The following is a 23969-nucleotide window of genomic DNA, read 5'->3' on the forward strand; positions in this document are numbered from 1 at the left end:
ATAAAAAACAGAGGGGTATAGCATGAGTATTTCTTTAAATACCTGTATTTTAATTTTGAAAGAACACCACTTGTTGAAATCGAGCGCGGTTCAAGACACGGTTATGACCAGGATGGAGTATGTATCATATGATTCACGCGACATCCAAACGAATACCTTGTTCTTTTGTAAGGGAGCAGGGTTCCGACCGACTTACTTGTCGATGGCGAAAGACAACGGTGCTAATTGTTATGTGGCAGAGCAGCCTTATCCAGAGGGTAAGGGTATGCACGCCTTAATCGTGCGTGACGTGTCTAAGGCAATGGCCTTATTGTCTGCGGCGTTCTTCCGTTTTCCTCAGGATGACTTGTATGTAGTTGGGATCACGGGCACTAAGGGTAAGACAACGACTGCCTACTTTTTAAAGGGGATGCTGGACCAGATCAATGGAGGTAAGACAGCGCTTCTTTCATCGGTTAATAATGTTGTCGGACAGCAGCCTGAAGATACCTTCAAGTCTAGTTTGACCACGCCGGAGTCACTTGACTTATTCCGTGACATGCGCAATGCTGCTGATAATGGAATGACCCATTTGGTGATGGAAGTTTCAAGCCAGGCTTATAAGAAAAACCGGGTATTTGGCCTAACTTATGACCTGGGCTTTTTCCTTAATATTACGCCTGATCACATTGGTCCTAATGAACATCCTAACTTTGCTGATTATTTGCACTGCAAGCTCCAATTACTAGTTAATGCCCGCAAGTGTATCATTAATGCCCAAACTGACCGCTTTAGTGAAGTATATGCGGCAGCGACGACAACCACCGAACCAAATAGTATCTACCTATTTGCCGATGAGCAGTTTGCCAATCCTGAATTGAAAGAAACAATTGATTTTCGATACGCAGCTCAGGAAAGTGACATGGTCCAAACCTGCTTTCAGGTCTTATGTGTAAGTGACAAGGCTAAGGCACTGGAGATTGCCGGTAACTATCGGCTGAAAATGCTGGGTGACTTTAACCAGTCAAACGGTACGGCGGCGATTATTGGAGCTGGTCTTGCTGGTATGAATCATGATGATGCGGCTCGCGGAATTGCTGCAGTGACAGTTCCAGGTAGAATGCAGACAGAGGTTACCCAAGAACATGGAGTTGTAGTTGTTGATTATGCTCACAATGAAGCTTCAATGATGGCTCTAATGGGTTTTATGCAACGTGAATTCGACAATCCCAAAATTATTGTGGTTGTAGGTGCACCCGGCGATAAAGGTGAGTCCCGGCGCGCCGGTTTTAGTCATAGTTTAAATGTCTATGCCGACAAGGTGTTCTTGACGACTGATGATCCGGGCTTTGAGGATCCAAAACAAATCGCTGAAGAAATTAATGCTGGGATCGACCATTCTAGAGTTGAGGTAACTTTTGAACTAGATCGGGCTAAGGCCATTCATGATGCAATTGTTCTGGCAGGCAAAAATGATGTGGTACTTATTTGTGGTAAAGGTGAGGATAACTTCCAGAAAATTCGTGGAATTGACACGCCGTATTTGTCAGACATTACGGTTGCCCAGCAAGCAATTAACGAGTTGGAAGGTCAAGACGAGCACTTTAAGCACTAGAAAAGCGGACAAAATGAAAGATTTCTTTAGTATTATTGGTGGGATGGGAACGATCGCTACGGAGAGCTATGTGCGGATGCTTAACCATCGGGTTAAGATTAGTAGGGACCAGGATTATTTAAACTATCTTTTAGTAAATGATGCTCAAATCCCTGATCGCACAACTTATATCAAGGACCACACCAAGTCTAATTTTTTCTTTGCTTTGCGTGAAGATATTCTGCAACAGGCCCAGCTGAAGCCGGACTTTATGGTAATGCCTTGTAATACGGCACACTATTTTTATGATGATTTGGCTAAACTGACTGATATTCCCTTTTTGAACATGATGCGGATTGCTGTCCACCACTTTGTTGATGAATACCCCCAAGAACAAAGAATTGGTGTCATTGCTACAGAAGGATCAATTTATGACCACCTGTATGTGGATGAGATTGAGAAGGTAAAGCGTACTGTGGAACTGGGCGGACCAGAAATTCAACCGCTGGTTACGAGGTTAATTTACACTAATATTAAGGAAAAAGGGATTGTGGATGCAGAATTATACCATCACATTTTGCGCACAATGCACGATCAATATGGTTGTAAGGTCATTTTATTAGGGTGTACTGAACTGTCTTTAGCTCAGGAAAAAGCACCAGACCACCCGTATCATGTCATTGATCCACAGTCGATTCTGGCTGATGTTGCAATTGAACTTGAACAGCAAATTCGCGCGGGCCAGAACCCAAAAGAAGTAGTACAAAAGTATTTATATCAATAAGATCAGCGATTTTTAAGAGTCGCTGGTCTTTTTTTGACTAAAAGTTGACAAGATGGTCAAATAGTTATACCGTATTAGATAATTAGTACACATCAAATTATGAATGGAGGAACAACTATGCTGTATCTTTTATACACACTTATCGGTCTAGTAATTATTCTGTTAACCAATCTAGTAGTAACGGTCCTTTTAACTTTGAATGACCTTCGTTCTCATCAATGGGAAGATAACGGGCATTTTATCAATGTCTTTAAGAAGTATTTTGGTAAGAATAATAATATTCCGCTGCACTTTGCCGATTGGATGTTATAAATCTGCTAAAAAGTTTTGAAATCACTAACAATATCATTATCGCTGTTGTTTTTCTATCTTAATTATTTCAATGTACTATAATTAGCGTGAGAGATTAATTTTATGTTCGAGGTATTATTATGAAAATTAGTAAAAAACTCATCCTAGGAGCAGTTGCCGGCACCTTGGCTCTCGGTGGTGCGATTCCATTAGCAACCACTACCAGTAACACAGTCACTGCTGCCACTACCACTAATAAATTGAAGTTAGCCCACGGTGCCTATGTTTATAACAAAGCTGGCAAGCCCCTTCGTACTTATCGCGGCAGCACATGGAAGACCCACCTCAAAAAAGGCGCCACCGTTAAATTTACTGGTGCAATCGAACCTGCCGAGCGCAACAGCAAACACTTCTTCTTACTCGACGACGACAACTACAACCAGTCTTGGCTTCCTTATAAACAAATAAAGGGGCAATATTACTATGGCATTGGTGCTGGTGGCTACATTAAAGCCAGCAACGTCAGTCAAATCGCTGGCAAGCCGCTGTATACCTCTGAAGCCACGGTGACAATCAAAGATAATTTTACTAACAAGCCGTATGCTGTTGGCATTGGTAAAGATAAAACTACAATTAAGAATGGTAAAACCTTTAAAGTTGACCGTATTACTTCAGTGTCAAGCGATCCTGAAGATCTCATAGAATATCGGGTTAGTGGGACAACAAATGCTTTTATACTCACAGACAGTGTAAAAACTAAACCACGGCAAAATTTAAAAGTCTATACTAAATACACTTATATTTCATTTTTACAAACAGCTGATACTTATGACAATTATGGCTCTAAAAGGGCTACCTCGCTTATTCATTCTACTTTTTTACCAGGGGATATGTATCCTGTCGAAGAATTGACTTATCTATGGATCCCTAGTGAAAATAAAGCAGAATTGTTTTATTTATTGAAATATTCTTGGGAACCATTTACACTCTCTTCACCGGCAAACTACACTGGTAATCCAGGTTATGGCGATGGTCTTGTCTATGTTAAAGCAGACAACACTAAGTATGTATCTGGTTCATTCCTAAAGCCAGATAATACGCCCGAGCAAGCACAAATTGAAGCAAAAACCGCTACTTCAGCAGATAAGGAGGAATTACAAAAATTAATTAGTCAAGCCAAAAACATTCCTACTAAAATGCTAGAAGCAGCTACTAACCGTAATTACCATTATAAATATATTTTACAGTTTGCTAAAGATACGATTAAGTCTACTACAGCAAGCATTTCTGCAGTAAAAAAAGTTGTCTTTCTATTAGATCAGGCACAAAATGATGTCATTAACAAAACAAAAGAGCAAGATGAAATTGATAACATATTAGACGGAACCACGCCGTACATCAATACAACCCCTGGCTTTTATACCAAAAATAGAAAATAGATTTATGTTAGGCAATAAAACAGAAGAAAAGTCTTCTGTTTTATTTTTATATTTTTCCGAACATTTGTTTGACTTTATGGAACCTGTGTCATAAAATGTTTATGATCTCGAGATTAAATTAACTTGTTTTAAAAATTATTTTTATTTGAAAGGAAATCAAAATGAATACAAAATCAAATGCTTCAGTTAGCTTAATGTATACACTAGATGAACATAATAACGGACTTTATCAAAGAGTTGTCCAAAAAGGTAACGTAACTAAAAGTAATTGCTATGCTTTACAGTTATATAAGGGAGGAACTTATGTATTTAAAGCCTCCTTGCAAAGCGACATGAACTTCAATAAGAACACCGTTTTAACATTAACTGGTATTGCTGGTGGTCATACTCAAACCTTTGAATATGCTGGACAAAAAAATTCTTGGTTTGTTGGTACTAAGGGGAAAAAATCAACTGCAGATAATGAAAAACGCTTCTGGGCTTCACAAATAGCTCGAGTACAAATTCCAGATAAAACGACACATACAACTAATATCAATCTGCCACGTCTTTCTTACTTGAATCGTGCAGGTATTGGGAAAAAGATTGATGCTTCTGGGAACTTTACGGAAGAAACTTTCACTGGTAAAGATTTATTCCGATCAGAAGCTGCTGTCTCACCTGATTACACCAAATTTTTATTAGCAACTATTGATACTACAGGGAATGGTTATTTCTTCTTGTACAATTTAGCTACTATTAATCGTGAATTAAATCAGGCTGGAAATTCCGATGTTAATATTGGTAATATTTCTTGTTTAGGTTACTTTGCTATTCCTAATATTACAAATAGATATTCTGGTATTGGCTCAATCCAAGGGTATGACTTAGATGATCGAAACAATATCTATATTTCTAGTCAAAAATCAGGCGAATCTGAACGAAATATTTATAAGATCCCTTGGGGAAAAATTAAAAAGGAAGCTTGAGATCAGATAGCACTAAATAATGAAAACGCGTTAGATACACCAGGATATTACACTGAACTAGAAAGCGTTCAAGTAATTAGTGAAAATAATCTTTACCTAACTGTTTCTTATCATAGAAATTCAGATGATGTAACAACACGTAATCATATTTTTGAAGTTTCTTGGTGAAACGAATAGACCAATCGAACTTAACATAATGCAGTTTAAGCGAAGTAGGTTTAATACTTAGAGCCACAAGGCTCAATTTGGCAATAAATAATTGTTTGTGAATTTTAACCCGTATAGCAAAAGGGAAGACTGAATTAATAGTCTTCCTTTTTTTGCTTACTAGCCAATTTCACAATTAGTACAAATTTTTCTGACATTTTAATGGTTGTAGTATGGGATATCTTGATGAAACTTTGATAAATTGAGTTTCCTACCCATACGACTATTATTGAATAATTTCCTCCTTTAAGTATTGACGATTAAGTAAATCAGGACTATTCTTGATTTAATTGAATACGGTTTCTTCGGGGCAGGGTGCAATTCCCTACCGACGGTGACAACGAGTGCGTTGAAGTCCGTGACCCGCGTTAAGCGGTGGAACTAGTGCAAGTCTAGTACCGACAGTTAAAGTCTGGATGGGAGAAGAACAAATAACAACTAATATTTGACTCGCGCTAGAGCAGACTGAGCTGAAATCATATTTAGTTAATAAAAAAGCGCCCCGTTGATTAACTTCAACGGGGTTTTTCTATGCTTAGGAAGTGAAAAAATTGCAAGATAAAGATTATATGCGGATGGCTGTCAAAGAAGCAGTGAAGGCGCAAGGCATGACCTGGACCAACCCCTTGGTGGGAGCCGTGATTGTCAAAGACGGTCAGGTGCTGGCCACCGGCTACCACCACCAGTACGGGCGTGAACACGCGGAAGTTAATGCGCTGTTGCATTTGACGAAGTTTGAAGAAGCGCGTGGCGCAACGCTCTATGTTACGTTGGAGCCGTGCAGCCACTACGGCAAGCAGCCGCCTTGCTGTAAGAAGGTGGCTGCAGCCGGCATCAAGCGGGTCATTATAGGTCAGGTTGATCCCCACGAAGTTGTAGGCGGTAAGGGAATTAAATATCTCAATGAACATAACGTGGAAACGGAAGTAATCGGTGGCACGGAGTACTTGAATGAGGCGTATAACTTCTTTTACCGTCAGCAACGGCCACTGGTCACCATGAAATATGCAATGTCGCTTGACGGCAAGCTCAATGAGGCTGGGAACAAGCGCACAATGTTGACGGGTGAGGCGGCACAAGATGACGTGCAGCAGTTGCGCCTGCGTAATCAGGCTATCTTGGTAGGTGCAAACACGGTGCGCGTGGACGATCCGCTGCTGACGGTCAGGATTAGGCCCCTGCCGCAACTGCCAATCAGGATTGTGTTAACACGTGATGCCAACCGACTTGATTTGACTAAAAAAATATTCAAGACGCCTGGCCCTATCTGGCTATTGAGTCAAACCGAACTAACGGAACGGCACGAAGAAAACGTGCGCTGTTTTACCGCTGAAAAATGGACGCCAGCGAAAATTGTGCAATTGTTGACCGATCACAACCTGCAGTCGTTACTGGTAGAGGGTGGTAGCAATGTGCAGGCCCAGTTTATTGCAGCCGCCTTGGCTGATGAGGTGGTTGCTTACATTGCACCGACACTGCTTGGTGGGTCAGCACTGCCCGTAGCAATGGGCCAGGAAGCATCACAGAAGGTGCATTACCAAGTATGTGATGTCCAAACTTTGGGTCCAGACGTGCGCCTTCGCGCAAGGAGAGAATAAATGTTTACAGGAATTATTCAGACAACAGGTAGAATTACGCGTTTAGACGTTACTGACCAGCATGCGCGCTTAGGTGTTAGCGCTCCCAAGCTAGTTGAAAGTAGCTTGCCGCTTGGGGCCAGCATTGCCGTCAACGGTATTTGCTTAACGGTAACTGATTGGCGAGAAAGTGACTTCACGGTTGACGTAATGCCGGAGACAATGAGGCGAACTAACCTGGGTAGGTTGGCTCGCGGCAGCCTAGTTAATTTAGAACCGTCACTTGCATTAGACAGCAAACTGGACGGTCATATTGTTGCTGGACACGTTGATACTACAGCGGAATTAATTGACCGGGTGGAGAATGAAAATGCGGTTGAACTGGGCTTTCGGGTGCCCCATAAGTATGATCCCTATATTGTTGAAAAGGGGTCAATTGCAATCGACGGTATCAGCTTGACGGTCACAATGGCCCAGCAAGACGCATTTGGTGTCAGCCTAATTCCCTTTACAGTTGCCAACACAACGCTGGCCCATTATGGTTTAGGTGATTTAGTTAACATCGAAGTCGACATGCTTGGCCGCTATGCAGTCAAGCAGATTCAGGCGTGGAAAAAAAGAGTTTTAACGGAGAAAAGATAATGAGCGATCAATTAAACGAAAAAATGACCAAAATTTTAGACCACATGCGGGCAGGCGGTCTGATAATCGTAGCGGATTCACCCCAACGTGAGTCTGAAGGTGACATGATTGGCCTGGCTGAAAAGGTGACGCCGGAGACAGTCAACATGATGATTTCTAAGGCGCGCGGCCTGCTCTGCGTACCGATGAGCAAGGACTATGCCGATCGCATGCAGCTAGCGCCGATTGAAACGGGATCAAACGACACCTTTGGTACCGCCTTTACCCTGAGTGTGGATGCGACAGAAACGACTACCGGCATTTCAGCCTTTGACCGAGCCAAGACGATTAAGAAGCTGGCCGACCCGAGTAGCAAGTGGGATGACTTTTACCATCCTGGTCACGTCTTTCCCTTGGTCGCAAAGGAGGGCGGCGTTTTGGAGCGGACCGGTCACACCGAGGCCTCACTAGATTTGGCCCGCCTGGCCGGTGTTGCACCGGTTGGCTTTATTTGCGAATGCATCAAAAAAGATGGCACGATGGCGCGGCGCAAGGACTTAAAAGCCTTGGCCGAAGGGCTAGGAATTCCCTACCTGACGATTGAGGAATTGATTGAATACCGCAAGGGTCAGGAGAACAAGGACCTGGACATCGAGGCTTTTGCCCAAGTTGATTTTCCAACCAAGTACGGACACTTCATGCTTGAGGGCTTCCGCGACAAAAAGCATCCGGATAAAGAACCAACCCTGCTTATCAGCAAGGGGAAGGTCAAGCCGGGTGAACCACTGTTGCTCCGCCTGCACAGTGAATGTCTGACGGGTGATGTTTTTAGCTCTAAACGCTGCGATTGTGGTGCCCAGCTGGCTGAAGCTTTGACTAAGATAGAAGCTAATGGGTCGGGGGCTGTTCTGTACCTGCGCCAAGAGGGCCGCGGCATTGGCTTGGAAAACAAGTTGCGCGCCTACCAACTGCAGGATGAAGGAATGAACACGGTCGAGGCTAACCAGCATCTAGGTCTACCGGTGGATGCGCGCCGCTATAACATTGCGGCGGAAATCTTGCGCCAAAAAGGCATAAGCGAAATTGAACTAATGACTAACAATCCGGACAAGGTTGACCAGCTGGAAGGCTACGGCATCAAGGTCGTCAAGCGTCTGCCAGTTGAAGTGGGCCTAACGGCAGAAAATAAACGGTACTTGACAACTAAGAAGCATGAAATGAATCATATTTTGAATGAGGTGGACTAAAATGAAGGAAATTACGGGTAATATTACTGTTGGTCAGGACAAGCGCATCGGCATCGTCTGTGCCCAGTTTAACGGTGTTGTAACCGACCGTTTACTAACTGGGGCAATCGCCCAATTGCAGAAGTCGGGTGTACAAGATGAAAACATTGTGGTCGTTCATGTACCGGGGGCCTTTGAAGTGGCTCGTGCTGCTAACTGCCTGGCCAACAGTGGTAAGGTCGACGGGGTCATCGCGCTGGGTGCGGTAATCCGCGGAGAGACCGCCCACTTTACCTATGTGTGTGAGGGGGCCACGGCACAAATCGCTGAGGCGTCTGCCAATGGTCCAGTTCCTGTGATGTTTGGGGTGCTTATGACTGACACGGTGGCCCAGGCAACGGACCGGGCCGGTGGCAAGTCAGGCAACAAGGGTGCAGAGTGCGCCACCGATGTCTTAGAGGTTCTGAGTATCGAAGAGCAAATTGACCAACTATAAGAATAAATGAGTGCATCGTGCTGGTGCTACGCCATTGGTACCGGCATACAAAACAGGACATTTCTTTAAAGAGGAATGTCCTGTTTTTGGTTATTTTGTTGGGGTGAAAATGAGCTAGTAAAATGATTAGTTAACTTTTATAATTTGCTTGATAGAGTAATTTTTTTGGTAAAGCAAATGGGAGTAAAGAAATGATTGAAATTAACGGCTTGCATGGCGTTCCCCAGATTTCTGAACCAGGTTATTTACCCAAAATACTGGTAGAAACGATAAAAAAAGAGAACTTTACAATTGCAGAAGGGGATGTCCTTTGTGTTGCTTCTAAGCTATGTTCGATTGCCGAAGGCAATGTAATTGAGCTGGGTCAGGTAAGACCGTCTGTGCTAGCACAGAAAATTCATGCTCAAATTCCGCGTAAAGATGCCCGATTAATCCAAGTGGTTATTGATCAAACAGGTGATCCAACTGGCAACAGCCTTGAAATAGCTGATAATTATCTTGGTGCATGGCTGTCCAGTGGCCTGTTTCTAACCAGTGGCGGGGTCGACAAGGGTCAGGGTGATACCGTAATTACTTTGCCGCAGGATTGTGATCGATCGGCACGGGAAATTCGTGCTGCAATTTTTGCTGAATTGGGCATCAGGACGAGTGTCATTATTACGGATAGTGATGGCCGTGTTGATAAAAAGGGTGCAACTCAGGTCGCAATTGGCCTTAGCGGACTTAGTGGTTTGCGGGTCAACGAGCATACACATACGTCTGAGACCCTGTGTGATCTGCTGGCAGCCGCTGCGGGTCTGGTAATGGGTCAGCGCGGTGTCAACATTCCATTAGTCTGCATTCATGGTTTGGACTATGAGAAGTCACTTGAGTGCGGAATCGGGGATGTGGTGAATGGAAGGTAGTTATTTTTAGAGGGAGGATAAATAAAATAATTAGCGAAAAAATAATATATCCTATATTCATTTCAAATTTTTTGAAAATCTCTTAATTACAACACTTGCAAAAAATGACACTAGACAATATATCGTCTAGTGTCATTTTTATTTATTATTGATTTTTTGCTGTCAAAAGTTTTGCAAATTCATTTTGGCAGTTATGGTTTGCCAAAAAGGCAACTAGATTATGTTGTAAGCGCATACTAATACCCATAAAATAAAAATATGAACGAAGTTTGATAGGAGGAGATAGAAATGACACAAGATAGTCAGGCTGTTGGGCAAACGACAGTCAAACAAAAAAGTTCAATTAAAACTAAGATTCAACGTTTTGGTACTGCTCTCTCCGGGATGATTATGCCTAATATTGCGGCAATCATTGCCTGGGGACTGGTAACAGCACTGTTTTTGGTGCCGGGAGGTTGGTTACCTAATGCGCAAATTGCTAAATTAATTAATCCCATGCTCCATTATTTGCTACCTCTACTGATAGGTTATGTCGGTGGTCGCATGGTATATGAGGAGCGTGGTGCCGTTGTCGGTGCTATTGCAACGACAGGTGTAATTGTCGGAGCCGATGTACCTATGTTTCTCGGTGCCATGATTATGGGACCTTTTGGGGGCTGGTGCATGAAGCAATTTGACCGGCTATTTTCAGACAAGATAAGAACTGGCTTTGAAATGATTTACCAAAATTTCTCTGCAGGGATTATCGGAATGGTCCTGGCTATTATTGGGCAGTTTATTGTTAACCCCTTGGTGGTTGGTGGTAGCAACATTGCCGCTCAAGGTGTTTCTTGGATTATCTCGGCCCACTTACTGCCACTAGCTAATATTTTTATTGAGCCAGCCAAAGTCTTGTTCCTTAACAATGCGGTTGGTAATGGTATTTTGGTCCCATTAGGTATTCAGCAAGTAGGACAGGCGGGTAAGTCAATCCTCTTCTTGCTGGAATCCAATCCTGGTCCGGGGTTAGGAATTTTACTTGCTTTTTGTCTGTACGGCAAGGGCAGTTCTAAATCGTCGGCACCAGGTGCAGTTATTATTCAGTTCTTAGGTGGTATCCATGAAATATACTTCCCGTATATTTTAATGAAACCACTCTTGATTGTTCCTGCTATTTTGGCAGGTATATCGGGAACATTTACTTTTCAGTTACTAGGTGCTGGGTTAAAAGCAGCTGCCTCACCTGGGTCAATTATTTCAATTCTATTGATGACTCCTAAGGGCAGTTATATTGCCAACTTGGCAGGTATTTTAGTAGCTACAATTGTTTCCTTTATTCTCTCAGCAATTATTCTCAAGCGAGACAAGTCGCTTGGCGGTGATCTTGAAACTAAACAGGCAGAAATGCAGCAAATGAAGGCTGAGTCCAAGGGCCTTACAAATAATAACAACGGGTTATCGGCTTCAACCGATATTAAAAAGATTATCTTTGCTTGTGATGCTGGTATGGGATCATCGGCAATGGGTGCATCATTATTACGTGATAAGTTAAAGAAAGCTGGCATAACAACTGTTCCAGTAACCAATGTTGCTGTACGCGACTTAAAACCAGAACCCAATTTATTAGTAGTTACGCAAAAGGAACTAACAGATCGGGCAACCGAAAAAACTCCCGCTGCAATTCATGTTTCTGTTGGTAATTTCATGAACAGTTCACGCTATGATGAAATTGTACAGATGCTAAAACAGAATGTTAATAAAGCTAACTCTGATAGTGTTTCTGAAGAACCAGCTGAAAATATTTCAGGTTTATTCAGCCAGATTGATTTCGCAAGAGTTAAAAAAATCAGCTTTGTAAGTGGAGACGAAAACGTTGGCTCAACCACAATGGCAGTAAGTTCATTCAACGATGAACTTAAACTGGCGCAAAAGAACCTGACTGCTAACCAGACATCTTTAGCAAATGTTCAGGATAGTCCAGATCAGTTGCTAATCACAACAACTGCAATGGTAGAGCAACTAAAAAGGCATGTTTCACAAGCACAAATAGTTGCTGTTGATGACCTGCTAAAGGACAAAAATTTAAAAAATCTGATTTTCCATTTAGAGTAGTTAGGATTTAGAAAATGAAACTTGATAAAAAGATGATTAAGCTGAATCAGCACTTCGACACAAAAGAAGACGCAATTCGAGCTGCCGGTCAATTATTGGTTGATAACGGATGTGTTGAACCTGGTTATGTTAATTCAATGCTCGAACGCAATAAGGAACTTTCAACATATATTGGTAACTTTATTGCCATTCCACACGGTATCGATGAGGGTAAAAAGTATATTGAAAAAACCGGCATTTCCGTTATTCAAGTTCCTGAAGGAATCGAGTTTGGGGAAAACCATGATGATCATAAAGTGGTAACGGTGGTTTTCGGTATTGCTGGTGTAAATAACGAACATTTGAATGTTTTGTCACAAATTGCACTGTTTTGTAGAAAAGTTGAAAACGTTGCCAAATTAGCAGATGCACAGTCAGAACAAGAAGTAATTGATCTTTTAAAAGAGGTAGAAGAATAGTGAAAGCAGTACATTTTGGAGCAGGTAATATTGGCCGCGGTTTTATTGGTGAAACATTAGCTGATAATGACTTTGCGATTGCCTTTGTCGACGTGAACGAAACAATTATTGATGAGCTGAACAGACGTCATGAGTACACAATTGAGTTAGCGGCCGATGGACAACAGAAAATTAACGTTAAAAACGTCCGAGGAATTAATAATAGTAAAAACCCGGACCAAGTTATCGCTGCAATTGCCGAAACAGACATAGTGACAACAGCCATTGGGCCAAAGATTTTACAGTTTATTGCGCAATTAATTGCCCAGGGAATTAATGCCCGAAAAGATAAAGGTAATGAGCAAAAAATTGATATCATTGCTTGTGAAAATATGATTGGTGGTTCTCAGTTATTAAAGCAAGAAGTATACAAGCACTTGGAAGATAGTGATAAAACGTTTGCTGATAAATATATCGGTTTTCCCAATGCGGCCGTTGATCGAATAGTCCCCTTGCAAGAACATGACGATCCACTAATGGTTTCGGTTGAACCCTTTAAAGAATGGATTGTTGATAAGTCGCAAATGGCAAATCCTTCTTTAAAATTGACGGGAGTTGACTATGCCACAGACTTGGAGCCATATATTGAGCGTAAATTATTTTCTGTTAACACAGGGCATGCTACTGTTGCTTATACAGGTAAAACCCTTGGTTACAATAGTATCGGGGAGGCTATTAAAGATGATCGAGTACTGAGCCAGTTAAAGGGTGTCTTAAAAGAAACAGGTGACCTACTGATTGCAAAGTGGAATTTTGATCGGACGAAGCATAAAAAGTACCAAGAAAAAATCATTAAGCGCTTTGAAAATCCATATATTTCTGATACGATTGCCCGAGTTGGCCGCACGCCGATTCGTAAGTTGGGCTATGATGAGCGTTTCATTAGACCGATTCGTGAAGCAAAGGACAGAGGACTAGATTATAGTAATTTGCTGGCAACGGCAGCTAAAATTTACCAGTTCGATGTCTCTAACGATGATGAAAGTGTAAAATTGCAACAAATGATTCAAGACAAGTTTGCAGAAGTAGTAGTTGCAACAACTGGCTTGAAGGACCAAGACTTGGTCAATGCACTTGCTGGTGCCATATCAGAAGAGTTTAAAAAATAAAATTTGTTTAACAGAAAGAACAGTCATTTGAGATAGTTAAGTTGAAGAATGACTGTTTTTGCTGATGCCAACTGATTACTTGATGATAATACCAGCAGGGGTGGTGAAAATGGTTGTATTTACTGAACGACAAAGAAAAATTTTACTAAAGTTGATTGAAAATAAGAAAGGACTTTCTCTAGCTGATTTAGAACAACAGTTGGCTGTCAGTCAGCGTACTTTGTATCGTGAATTTGCTGATTTAAGGTTATATCTAGAGCAACAGGGCGTAATTTTAATTAATCGAAAAGGTCTTTACCAAATTGAGGGTAGTCAAGGCGCATTAACACAAGTTAAAAAAAGTTTGATTAATCAAAAGAAAATGTATTATTTTTCTACTGCATCAAGACAAGATGCAATTGTTGCGATGCTGTTATTAAGCTGTACGGAAATGAAAATCAATGATTTGGCTTTGAATTTAGAGGTTAGCCAAGTCACAGTTCAACGAGATCTAGACGATGTTGCCGAGTCTCTAGAGGCCTATGGCTTGCATTTGCTGCGAAAAAAAGGGATTGGGATTATTGTTAGTGGACCTGAAAATATTCGGCGGTATCTTTTCTGCCGCGTAGTGTTAAATGAAATAAATGAATATCAATTTTTATTGAGTCTACAAAATAAAAAGAAAGCCATGAGTAATTTCTTGGCCCTGCTGATTCCCACTGATTTGCTAGTCAAGAGCTACGAAGCCCTGACTGTTAATGTATTACCTGAAATAAAAGGAATATACGACCAAAGAACCATATCACTCGTTTTAATGTTTGCTCTAACAATCTACCGGTTTTCCCAAGGCTGCAATTTGAGCAAGATAACTAATGAAAGTGTTGATATTAAGTATTTGGGGCTGACGTACAAATACTTGGCAAATTTGAACTATCAGAATATTGGGGAAAAATTGCCCAAAGAGGAAGTGAAATTTTTAGCGGTTCAGTTACAGAACAGCGACCATCAGGTTATCCCAAAGAACTTTGATGACATTGATCTATCAACTTCTATTCAGATAAAAGAATTTATCTCTTTAGTATCTACGGCATATGGCTGGGACTTTACCCGTAATCCGACTTTTTTTGAAAAATCAGCTTATCATATAGAGAGCTTGTTAAAAAAGAACCAATTACTATTACCTGAAGCAAATTTAGCTTCAATCAAAATTTTAGAGCAAAAGTATCAAAAACTAGCAAATATTATTGCTGAAAAGTGGCAAGAAGTATTCACACAAAAATATCTTAGCGAATATGAGAAGCAGTTGTTGTTGCTGTACTTTGCCAATGAGTGCGAAAACCATAAATATTATCATGGGTTGAGTGCATTGGTGATTTGTGAAAATGGATTTTCAACCTCGCAAATTTTAAAAAGTCGTTTGCAACAAGAAGTGCCGGAAATTAGTCAGATTGATACAACTAAAATTGCCAAATTAAAGCAACTTGATTTGGCTAATTACGATTTAGTTTTGACAACGGTCGATTTACCGGGCTTCCCGCGTGACTATCAAGTTGTGAGTCCGCTGCTTTTAAATAATGAAGTCAAAAAAATCAAAAAATATCTGAAGACTTACCAATTTAAATACGCTAATTTGAAAAAAAAGAAACCCAAACAACCAGCATTGCCGCGCTTGCTAGCACATAAAAAAGAAGTTGACCTATATGCTCGGATAGCTGCGCAAATAGTCGTTTTTAAATTTGAAAACACAAGTGGACAGTTACTAAAGCACATAATTAATGGTATTGTTAAGCAACTTCCGGAAGAAGTGATTGCTGATGCTGAATCAGTTGCTCAAAAACTGCTCTATCGAATTAACTTATCACCAGTAGGTTTGCCTCATACCCATTTAGCGTTAGTGCATACTAGCAGTGCAAGTGTCCATCAAGCAGATGTTACAGTTTGTGAGTTGCAAATTCCAGTTAAAATGCTTGCAATGGATCGTAAAGAAATAGAAGTGAAAAGATTTTTGATTATGCTCGCTCCTGAAAAAGATGCATCTAGTGAAACTCAGGCATTAGGAATGATTAGCAGTATGCTAGTAATGAATAATGAAAGTATGGCTATGTTTGAAAATGGAACTACGAAGCAATTACAGGAGTTCTTAGCAGATAAATTCTTGGCAGTTTTGGAACATCAGGCATAAAAAATAATCTGAAGCAATCGCTTCAGATTATTTTTTGAGCTATTGTTCTAGCCTAAAAGCAGGGCATCATCCTTTAGACCATTACCAACTTGCTTTTGGAAGAGTTCCATTAGTTTTGAGACGGTCAGGTTTTGTTTTTCCGCACCTGCGAGGTCGATTGCTACACGGCCTTGGTGCAACATAATCAACCGGTTGCCATAGCGAATGGCATCTTCCATGTTGTGGGTAACCATGAAGGCGGTCAATTTTTGCTCACTAATTAGCTTTTCGGTCAGCTGCATAACGGTAATGGAAGTTTGGGGGTCAAGTGCTGCGGTATGCTCATCGAGTAAAATCAGGTCGGGCCGCTGGAGTGTGGCCATGAGTAGAGTAATGGCCTGTCGTTGCCCGCCTGAAAGCAAGCCGATTTCGGTCTCTAAGCGGTTTTCCAAATTTAGGTCGAGCTGGGCCAGCTGCTCTTTGAAGTACTTGCGGTCTTGACGTTTGACGCCGGCACGAAAGCCGCGGTGTTGCCCGCGTTTCATGGCTAGTGCCAAATTCTCTTCGACGGTTAACCTGACGGCTGTTCCCATCTTGGGATCTTGAAAGACTCGGCTGATGTTCTTGGCCCGTTTGGTCACTGGTAGTTTGCTGATATCTTGGTCCTTCAAGATAATCTGTCCTGCTTGGATTGGCAGAGTGCCCGCAATACTGTTTAAGAGGGTTGATTTACCAGCTCCGTTACTACCAATAATGGTAACGAAGTCACCAGCTGCGAGCTCAAGTTCAACGCCGCGTAGTACCCGATTTTCGTTAACTGTGCCACGCTCAAAGGTTTGATGCAAATTTTTAATCTTTAGTACTTGAGACATTTTTGCTTCCTCCTTTAAGGTTACGTGGTAAATGAAAATTCGGCAATGCCAGGCAAACAACTAATACTAAAGCAGAAGCCAGTTTGGCATCTGAAGGTTCAACGTTCATTTGGAAAACTAGCGCCAGGATTAAGCGGTAGATGATAGCACCTAGTGCTAGGGAAAGCATCCGTGCTCCAATTGACAGGTTACGCAGCAGTACTTCGGCGATAATAATTGATGCCAGGCCAATAACGATCGTACCAACACCCGAATTTAAGTCGGCAAAGCCATTGTTTTGGGCCAATAATGCGCCAGACAGGGCAATACAGCCGTTAGAAATCATATAGCCGAGAATCTTCATACCTTGGGTCTTAATTCCGTTGGCGGCACTCATTTCCGGATTGTCGCCCGTTGCTCGCATGGCTAGACCAATTTCAGTCCGAAAAAAGATAACTAGTAAGCCAACTACAAGCAGGGCAATCAACGCCCCCATGACAATTACCGCATTGTTGCGCGATAAGCCCCAGTTTTGAGCAATTGTAAAAATAGTATTCTTGCCCAGCAGTGAAACGTTGGCAGCATTTTGCATTACCCGCGAGGTAATGGAGTAGAGACCAGTCATTGTGATGATTCCGGCAAGTAACGAGGGAATTTGCAGTTTGGTATTGAGCAAGCCAGTAACTAATCCAGCAACAAGTCCGCCCCCAAAAGCGGCAATGGTTGCCAAAATGGGGTTGATGCCCTTAATTAGACACATCGTGGCTATAGCTCCGCCTAAGGGAAAACTACCTTCAGCGGTCATATCAGCTAAATCGAGGATTCGAAAAGTCAGATAAACGCCTATGGCCATCAATGACCAGAGCAATCCTTGTGAGGATGCTGAAAGAAATAAGTCCCAAAAAGTATTTAACATAATTTTGTGTTTACGACCTTTCTAAAAGTTATTTAGGTGCCTTAATTGATTTAGGATCAATCCCTAAAGCTTTAGCCATCTCTTTATTAACAACCAACTTTAAATTTTCGGCCTTTTCAACGGGCATGTCCTGTGGCTTGGCCTTACCATCTAAGATTTTGGCAGCCATCTTACCTGTTTGTTTACCGAGCAGTTCGTAATCGATTCCGATAGTGGCTAAGCCCCCGGTCTTAACCTGGTCAACAGAGCCTGCAACAAGGGGAACTTTCTTTTCTTTAACTACTTTGCCGATGATCGCGGCGGCTGAGGCAAAAGTGTTGTCAGTTGGCACGTAAATTCCTTGCACTTTACCAGCCAAGGCTTCGGTTACTTGCTGCACATCGTTAGTTGTGTTAGCAGTCTTAACAACTATCTTAACACCAGCCTTCTTGAGGGCAGCAATGGCCATGTCAGCCTGAATCTTTGAATTGGCCTCACCGGCATTATACATTACCCCGATGGTCTTGGCCTTAGGTACAATTGACAAGAGTAAGTTGATTTGCTTGTCAATTGACACCATGTCGGTCGTACCCGTAACATTTCTGCCTGGTTTAGCGTCCGACTTGACTAACTTAGCCGCCTTGAGATCAGTCACCGCTGTGACTACAAGCGGAATGTCTTGGGTGGTGTTAGCCAGACTTTGGGCGGCCGGAGTGGCAATTCCCAGAATTAAATCTGACTTCTCGTTGACCAGTTTTTCACTCATACTCTTCAGATTATCTTGGCTATTTTGCGCATTTTGGTAATCTAGCTTAAGGTTTTTGCCTTCAGTGTAGCCCCCCTCTTTCAGCCCCTCTTTAAAGCCCTTATATGCCTTGTCTAGGGATGGGTGTTGCACGACTTGTAAGATGCCGACGTGCTTAACGGCTGATTTAGAGCCGCCTTGCTTGCTGCTACAACCGCCAAGCAATAGTAATCCTGTCATTGTGATTCCAGTGACCAATTTTCTAATATGCATTTTTCTTCCTCCATTATCCAGAAACAGCTAAAAATAAAAGTACCCACTTACTTCATAAGTGGGTACTACAGAATTATCTCGAATTAAGAAATCGTTTGCGGTTAACCACTTAGAAAGCTATGGGGCTAACCGCATTTAAAGGGCATTAGCCATCATAGATAAATTCAAACTTGCGTTTCGTTTGAATTCACCTAGATGAACCCAAACGCTATCTAAAATAGCTAAAGTAAAAACGGTTATTCAGTTGTAAGTTTTGTTTTAAATTCATCAGAATTTACCTCCAACCTCAATGAAAAAATTATAAAATAATAAAAATTGAAAGTCAAGGAAAAATTCACTAACTTACTCAATTGGATAAAGGAGATGCAAGTAAATTTACGAGCGAGTAAATTAGCTTATTGGGGCGCCTTGATTGATTTGGGGTTGATACCCAGAGCTTGGGCCATCTCCTTGTTGACCACTAACTTCATGTCACGGGCCTTTTCAACGGGTAGATCTTGCGGCTTGGCTTTACCAGCTAAAATCTTGGCCGCCATTTTACCGGTTTGCTTACCGAGGAGTTCGTAATCAATCCCAATTGAAGCTAGACCACCGGTTTTAACTTGGTCAATTGAGGCGGCAACGAGCGGGACCTTCTTTTCTTTGACTACTTTACCGACAACTGAAGCGGCGGAGTCAAAGGTGTTGTCAGTCGGAACAAAGATTCCTTGAACCTTGCTGGCTAAAGTTTCAGTCACTTGTTGTACGTCATTAGTTGTGTTGGCAGTCTTGACAACCACCTTGACGCCGGCTTTCTTTAACACGGCAATAGCCATATCTGCTTGAATTTTAGAATTGGACTCACCAGCATTGTACATGATACCAATGGTCTTGGCCTTGGGCACAATCGATAAAAGCAGGTCAATTTGCTTTTTAATTGAAACCATGTCAGTTGTGCCAGTGACATTGGTTCCAGGTTTAGTATTCGACTTAACTAACTTGGCTGCTTTAAGGTCAGTTACGGCGGTAACCACGACGGGAATGTCTTGGGTTGCGTTGGCTACGCTCTGAGCCGCCGGTGTGGCAATGCCCAAGATCAAGTCGGACTTTGCATTAACCAACTTTTCACTCATGCTCTTTAGATTGTCCTGATTATTTTGCGCATTTTGGTAGTCAATTTTAAGGTTTTTGCCTTCGGTATAGCCACCTTCTTTTAAGCCTTCCTTAAAGCCCTTGTAGGCCTTATCTAGGGACGGGTGCTGGACCACTTGTAAAACCCCGACGTGTTTGACCACTGTCTTGTCTGAGCCAGCCTCTTTGCTGGAACAGCCGCCTAAGAGCAAGAGCCCCGCCAAGGTAATTCCGGTAACTAATTTTTTGATCTGCATTTTCATGCCTCCATAAAAAAATACCCACTTACTCCTAAGTGGGTACAACAAGAATTATCCTGAGGTAATTAATCATGAAGCGATTAGCCACTTAGAAAGCTATGTGGCTAATCGCACTAAAAAGGGTCTAGCCATCATAGATAAATTCAAACGCGTATGGTTTGAATCCACCTAAGATGAATCCAAACCTTATCTATAGTAGCTAAGATAATAACAATTATTAAGTTGTAGATTATGTTTCAAATTCTTCATGAGAATTACCTCCAGCCTTAATGAGGAAAGTATAAAAGATAAAATAGAAAACGTCAAGGCTAAATTTAATTTTGTGATTAATTAGAGCGAGTGGGTCCGCGCAAAATCCGCCTGCCGGGACGCTTAAATATACCTTGGACGTGTAGAAAAAAGTGGCAAGGGTTAGAAAGCGCTCTATTAATCGGCTATAATTAAAGAACAACATAAATTGTCTTGGGAAAAGAAAGGAGAAAAGTCGATGGCACAATTGCAAAGATTGGTACTGAAACCACAAGAGCAGTTAGTGACACGGCTTTTTCTGTCGCCTAAGCTGAAGCAGAATCTAACAGTCCTGTCTTACAGTACTTATGATTTGGTCAACGCGCTGAAAGACTTGAGCGAGCGTGATCCCTTTGTTTCGCTACGTGAGCCGAGGGCAGAAATGCAAAACTTGGAGTGGTTGCGGGCGCCAGCAGGTGAAAACTTAGTTGACCATTTGTTGGGACAAGTACGGTTAAGCGACTGGACCAGCAGGGAGCAGAGAGCAGTTAAATTGCTTATTTTCAGCTTAGACTCAGACGGCTACCTCCGCGCTGATTTAGCTAACATAGCCACTCAAACGGAATTTTCATTGGTAGACTTAAACCATGCTCGCACGCTGCTGCAAGAACTCGATCCCTGCGGGATTGGTACTACAAATCTAAATGAGTGTCTGTTACTTCAAGCTAGGCAAAAAACGAATTTCGATCAGGTTGCCAGGCAGATTTTAGAGGCAGGCCAGTTGGAATTATTGGCTAGCCCGCAGCAGTGGCCCAAGTCAAAATTCACAGAGGCAGAATTGACCCAGGCGCTAGCTTGCATTCAGACCCTTGATCCACACCCCGCAAGTGAGTATGTTGTCGACAATAACACGCAGTATCTTTTACCAGATTTAAGCTACAAGGTTGAAGACGGGCGGCTGACGGTTGAAAGCTGCCAGTCGCAGATTCCAGAGCTGATTTTTGATGAACCAGCGTATGCAGAATTAAAGGATCAGGCACCGCAAAAGAAGTACTTTACTGAGCAGAAACAAGACTATCTGGAAATGAAGAATGCGCTTGACCAGCGTCAAAAGACGATTATGCGATTAGGTCACTTTGTTGGTGAAGTCCAACAGCCATTCTTAATGTCTCTAAAAAAGCAAGAGCTGAAGCCACTAGGCCTAAAGGAGGCGTCCCAGGCTCTGAACCTGGCACCTAGCACGATTAGTCGGGCGATTAAGGACAAGTACATCCAGTGTCAAAACAAGCTTTTTAGTCTAAAAATACTCTTTCCCCGTCAGGTGACGACGGATTTGTCCCCAGCGCGGATTGAGTACGACCTGCAAAAAATAATTGCAGCAGAAGACCAGCCGTTAAGTGACCAGCAATTAGTCGGAATTTTTGCTGAAGCTGGGGTCAAATTGAGCAGACGGGTAATTACCAAGTACCGGCAAAAGTTAAACATTCCCAACAGTTATGGGCGCAAGCACAAGTATTGATAATGTTAATGGTCACACAAAAAGTCCTAGTGAATTTGGGTTCACCAGGACTTTTTTTGCTTAAAAATATTATGGTAAGTCATTACCAGCAGCTAGGTAGAGGTCATACCACTCCTGAGCCGTCAGGTTGATGTCAGCGCCCCGAGCACTGTCAAAAATGTGGTCAGGGGTCATCGTGCCAATGATGACCTGGATCTTAGCTGGATGGCGCAGGATCCAGGCTGCGGCAATTGCGTTCTTGGAGACGCCCTTAGAGTCAGCTAGCTTTTGCAGGGTGGCGTTGACTTCAGGAAATTGCGGGTTGCCAATAAAGTTGCCCTCAATCTGGCCGTACTGGAAAGGCGACCAGGCCTGTACCGTCATGTGATGGAGCTGAGAGTAGTCCAGAATGCCGCGGTCATGGTCAATACTGCGCTCATCGGTCATGTTGGTATGGATGTTGAAGTCGATTGGACCGGTGTGCATAATACTGAACTGCAACTGGTTAATTAATAGCTGCTGGCTGATGCCGCTTTGCAGCAAATCAACCTGCCTAGGGTTGAAGTTGGATACGCCGAAGTGGCGTACCTTGCCAGCTGTTTGCAATTCGTCAAAGGCGGCTCCGATCTCATCGGGATCCATCAATGCATCTGGCCGATGCAAAAGCAGGCTGTCTAGATAATCAATCTTCATCCGGGAGAGAATACCGTCAACTGCACTGAGAATATGTTTTTTAGAAAAATCATAGCGGGTAGTCTTGTAGTTGAGTGCAGGTTCTTCGAAGATACCAGTCTTGGACTGGATATAAAAGTCATCACGGTTTAAAGCAGATTTTGCGAATGCCTGACCGAAAATTTTTTCAGACTTGCCATGACCGTAGATGTCAGCTGAATCTATATAATTAATGCCCGTCTCGCGTGCGGTTTCTAGCGTCTTGACCGCCTCGTCGACTGTTAACTGGCTCATGCGCATGATGCCTAATGCAACGGCAGAACCAGTAAAGTTTGTGTTGCCAATTTTAATTTGTCTCATAGTGTAAGACCTCCTACCTGTAGTATAAGGCTTTTGAAACAAAATAAGTACATCAAAAGATTGAGTTAAAGATAAATTAAACTTAATAATTATTTGAGTAAAAATTTAAATAATTTATTATTTTTAATGAATATTGTTAATAAATAGAGTATATTATTTAGAAAATGTTCCTTAAATTAACTACAGGAGGGAAATATTATGAGTCATAAAGTCGGGATTATTGGCGACGGACATGTTGGTAGCACGGTAGCACATCAACTAATTATTGCGGGATTAGTTGATGACTTGGTCTTAATTGATGTGAATGAGGCTAAATTAGCTTCGGATGCGCTTGATTTTGAAGATGCAATGGCTAATCTCAATCACCATACCAATATTATTAGCAATGATTACGCCGCCTTGAAAGACGCCGATGTTATCATCTCGGCCTTTGGCAACATTGCCTTGGAAGCGGGCGGCGACCGCTTTGCCGAATTACGCTATAACAAGGAGCGGATTGGGGCAATTGCAACGGCTATCAAGCAGAGCGGGTTTAATGGCATTATCATTGCCATTACCAACCCGGTAGACGTCATTACCAGTATGTATCAAGAGCTGACGGGCTTGCCGAAAAAGCATGTTATCGGTACGGGTACCTTGCTTGATACGGCCAGAATGAAGCGAGCTGTAGGTAAGCGCATGGGTGTTGATCCACGTTCAGTTCAAGGCTTTAACTTGGGTGAGCATGGCAATTCGCAATTTACCGCCTGGTCGACTGTTAAGGTATTAGAACGGCCGATAATTGAACTGGCTCAAAATCAGCCTTGGAAGTTAGAAGATTTGAATGAGGAAATCAAGTTCGGAGGCCAGACTGTATACAAGGGCAAGCAGTATACTAATTATGCCATTGCGGCAGCTGCAACGCGCTTGCTTGAAGTTGTTCAAAGTGATGCACGCGCTGAAATGCCAGTCTCCAACTACCGCCAAGAGTACGGCACTTACTTGTCGTATCCGGCAATTGTGGGCCGCGATGGGATTATTCAAACTCTTGACTTGGCATTGACTGAGGAAGAAGAGCAGCAGCTACGGCATTCAGCTGAAACAATTAAGGCCAAGGCGGCTAAAGAATTTAACTAATAATAACGAAAAGGCTAACTGGTAGCATTGTAAGTGC

21 protein-coding genes and 1 riboswitch are annotated in these 23969 nt (G+C 42.3%); of the genes, 16 read left to right on the forward strand and 5 right to left on the reverse strand.

From position 1 onward, the window contains the following. The first annotated feature begins 22 nt into the window (after window positions 1-22). The 14 genes from R8389_RS01145 (at window position 23) to R8389_RS01210 (ending at window position 15945) form a co-directional block, all read left to right on the forward strand. Entirely contained in the window at window positions 23-1594 is a 1572-nt protein-coding gene (locus tag R8389_RS01145; RefSeq protein ID WP_317637686.1) for a UDP-N-acetylmuramoyl-L-alanyl-D-glutamate--2,6-diaminopimelate ligase, read from the forward strand. 13 nt (window positions 1595-1607) lie between these two features. After that, window positions 1608-2357 (forward strand): aspartate/glutamate racemase family protein, encoded by a 750-nt coding sequence (locus tag R8389_RS01150; protein ID WP_317637687.1) that lies wholly within the window; start codon window positions 1608-1610, stop codon window positions 2355-2357. Window positions 2358-2474: 117 nt separating this feature from the next. Beyond that, a complete protein-coding gene (locus tag R8389_RS01155) occupies window positions 2475-2669 on the forward strand; it encodes a hypothetical protein (RefSeq protein ID WP_317637688.1) in 195 nt (64 codons plus the stop codon). 119 nt (window positions 2670-2788) lie between these two features. Continuing rightward, window positions 2789-4087 carry an SLAP domain-containing protein gene (locus R8389_RS01160; protein WP_317637689.1) on the forward strand — a complete coding sequence of 433 codons (1299 nt, stop codon included), beginning with the start codon at window positions 2789-2791 and terminating at the stop codon, window positions 4085-4087. A gap of 161 nt (window positions 4088-4248) precedes the next feature. Further along, complete coding sequence (locus R8389_RS01165; protein ID WP_425604642.1) at window positions 4249-5055, forward strand: helveticin J family class III bacteriocin; 807 nt, start codon at window positions 4249-4251, stop codon at window positions 5053-5055. Window positions 5056-5559: 504 nt separating this feature from the next. Next, window positions 5560-5694: riboswitch (FMN riboswitch) on the forward strand. Between the two features lie 110 nt (window positions 5695-5804). Then, window positions 5805-6860 (forward strand): bifunctional diaminohydroxyphosphoribosylaminopyrimidine deaminase/5-amino-6-(5-phosphoribosylamino)uracil reductase RibD, encoded by a 1056-nt coding sequence (gene ribD, locus R8389_RS01170; RefSeq protein ID WP_425604643.1) that lies wholly within the window; start codon window positions 5805-5807, stop codon window positions 6858-6860. After that, a complete protein-coding gene (locus R8389_RS01175) occupies window positions 6861-7481 on the forward strand; it encodes a riboflavin synthase (RefSeq protein ID WP_317637691.1) in 621 nt (206 codons plus the stop codon). Continuing rightward, window positions 7481-8707: a GTP cyclohydrolase II gene (ribA, locus tag R8389_RS01180; RefSeq protein WP_317637692.1), complete on the forward strand. Its 1227-nt coding sequence runs from the start codon at window positions 7481-7483 to the stop codon at window positions 8705-8707. Before R8389_RS01175 ends, ribA begins: the two co-directional genes overlap by 1 nt. Window position 8708: 1 nt before the next feature. Further along, a complete protein-coding gene (gene ribH / locus R8389_RS01185) occupies window positions 8709-9182 on the forward strand; it encodes a 6,7-dimethyl-8-ribityllumazine synthase (RefSeq protein WP_317637693.1) in 474 nt (157 codons plus the stop codon). Window positions 9183-9373: 191 nt separating this feature from the next. Beyond that, window positions 9374-10087, forward strand: coding sequence for a coenzyme F420-0:L-glutamate ligase (locus tag R8389_RS01190; RefSeq protein WP_317637694.1), 714 nt, complete (start codon window positions 9374-9376; stop codon window positions 10085-10087). Between the two features lie 288 nt (window positions 10088-10375). Next, window positions 10376-12178: a PTS mannitol transporter subunit IIBC gene (locus tag R8389_RS01195; RefSeq protein WP_317637695.1), complete on the forward strand. Its 1803-nt coding sequence runs from the start codon at window positions 10376-10378 to the stop codon at window positions 12176-12178. Window positions 12179-12192: 14 nt separating this feature from the next. Next, the gene (locus R8389_RS01200; RefSeq protein ID WP_317637696.1) at window positions 12193-12636 is read left to right on the forward strand and encodes a PTS mannitol transporter subunit IIA; all 444 of its coding nucleotides are present in this window, start codon (window positions 12193-12195) and stop codon (window positions 12634-12636) included. Continuing rightward, window positions 12636-13784 (forward strand): mannitol-1-phosphate 5-dehydrogenase, encoded by a 1149-nt coding sequence (locus R8389_RS01205; protein ID WP_317637697.1) that lies wholly within the window; start codon window positions 12636-12638, stop codon window positions 13782-13784. The genes R8389_RS01200 and R8389_RS01205 overlap by 1 nt, the downstream gene beginning before the upstream one ends. Window positions 13785-13848: 64 nt before the next feature. After that, window positions 13849-15945 (forward strand): BglG family transcription antiterminator, encoded by a 2097-nt coding sequence (locus R8389_RS01210; RefSeq protein WP_317637698.1) that lies wholly within the window; start codon window positions 13849-13851, stop codon window positions 15943-15945. 47 nt (window positions 15946-15992) lie between these two features. Here the strand turns inward: R8389_RS01210 and R8389_RS01215 are convergent, their stop codons facing one another. The 4 genes from R8389_RS01215 to R8389_RS01230 all read right to left on the reverse strand — a co-directional run bounded on the left by R8389_RS01215 (window position 15993) and on the right by R8389_RS01230 (window position 20055). Next, window positions 15993-16796 (reverse strand): ABC transporter ATP-binding protein, encoded by an 804-nt coding sequence (locus R8389_RS01215; RefSeq protein WP_317637700.1) that lies wholly within the window; start codon window positions 16794-16796, stop codon window positions 15993-15995. Next, a complete protein-coding gene (locus tag R8389_RS01220; protein WP_317637701.1) occupies window positions 16774-17691 on the reverse strand; it encodes an ABC transporter permease in 918 nt (305 codons plus the stop codon). The genes R8389_RS01215 and R8389_RS01220 overlap by 23 nt, the downstream gene beginning before the upstream one ends. 28 nt (window positions 17692-17719) lie before the next feature. After that, window positions 17720-18688, reverse strand: coding sequence for an ABC transporter substrate-binding protein (locus R8389_RS01225; protein WP_317637702.1), 969 nt, complete (start codon window positions 18686-18688; stop codon window positions 17720-17722). 395 nt (window positions 18689-19083) lie between these two features. Then, entirely contained in the window at window positions 19084-20055 is a 972-nt protein-coding gene (locus tag R8389_RS01230) for an ABC transporter substrate-binding protein (RefSeq protein ID WP_317637703.1), read from the reverse strand. A gap of 490 nt (window positions 20056-20545) precedes the next feature. Here R8389_RS01230 and rpoN point away from each other — a divergent pair, with 490 nt between their 5' ends. Continuing rightward, on the forward strand, window positions 20546-21805 hold the full coding sequence (gene rpoN, locus R8389_RS01235) for an RNA polymerase factor sigma-54 (protein ID WP_317637704.1): 1260 nt from the start codon (window positions 20546-20548) through the stop codon (window positions 21803-21805). Window positions 21806-21874: 69 nt separating this feature from the next. Here rpoN and R8389_RS01240 read toward each other — a convergent pair whose 3' ends face one another. Then, window positions 21875-22816: an aldo/keto reductase gene (locus R8389_RS01240; protein WP_317637705.1), complete on the reverse strand. Its 942-nt coding sequence runs from the start codon at window positions 22814-22816 to the stop codon at window positions 21875-21877. Between the two features lie 198 nt (window positions 22817-23014). On the opposite strand from R8389_RS01240, the gene R8389_RS01245 reads away from it, so the two are divergent. Next, window positions 23015-23932 carry an L-lactate dehydrogenase gene (locus tag R8389_RS01245; protein ID WP_317637706.1) on the forward strand — a complete coding sequence of 306 codons (918 nt, stop codon included), beginning with the start codon at window positions 23015-23017 and terminating at the stop codon, window positions 23930-23932. Window positions 23933-23969 lie beyond the last annotated feature (37 nt).

The sequence above is a fragment of the Lactobacillus xylocopicola genome (genome assembly GCF_033096005.1).
GTDB lineage: Bacteria > Bacillota > Bacilli > Lactobacillales > Lactobacillaceae > Lactobacillus > Lactobacillus xylocopicola.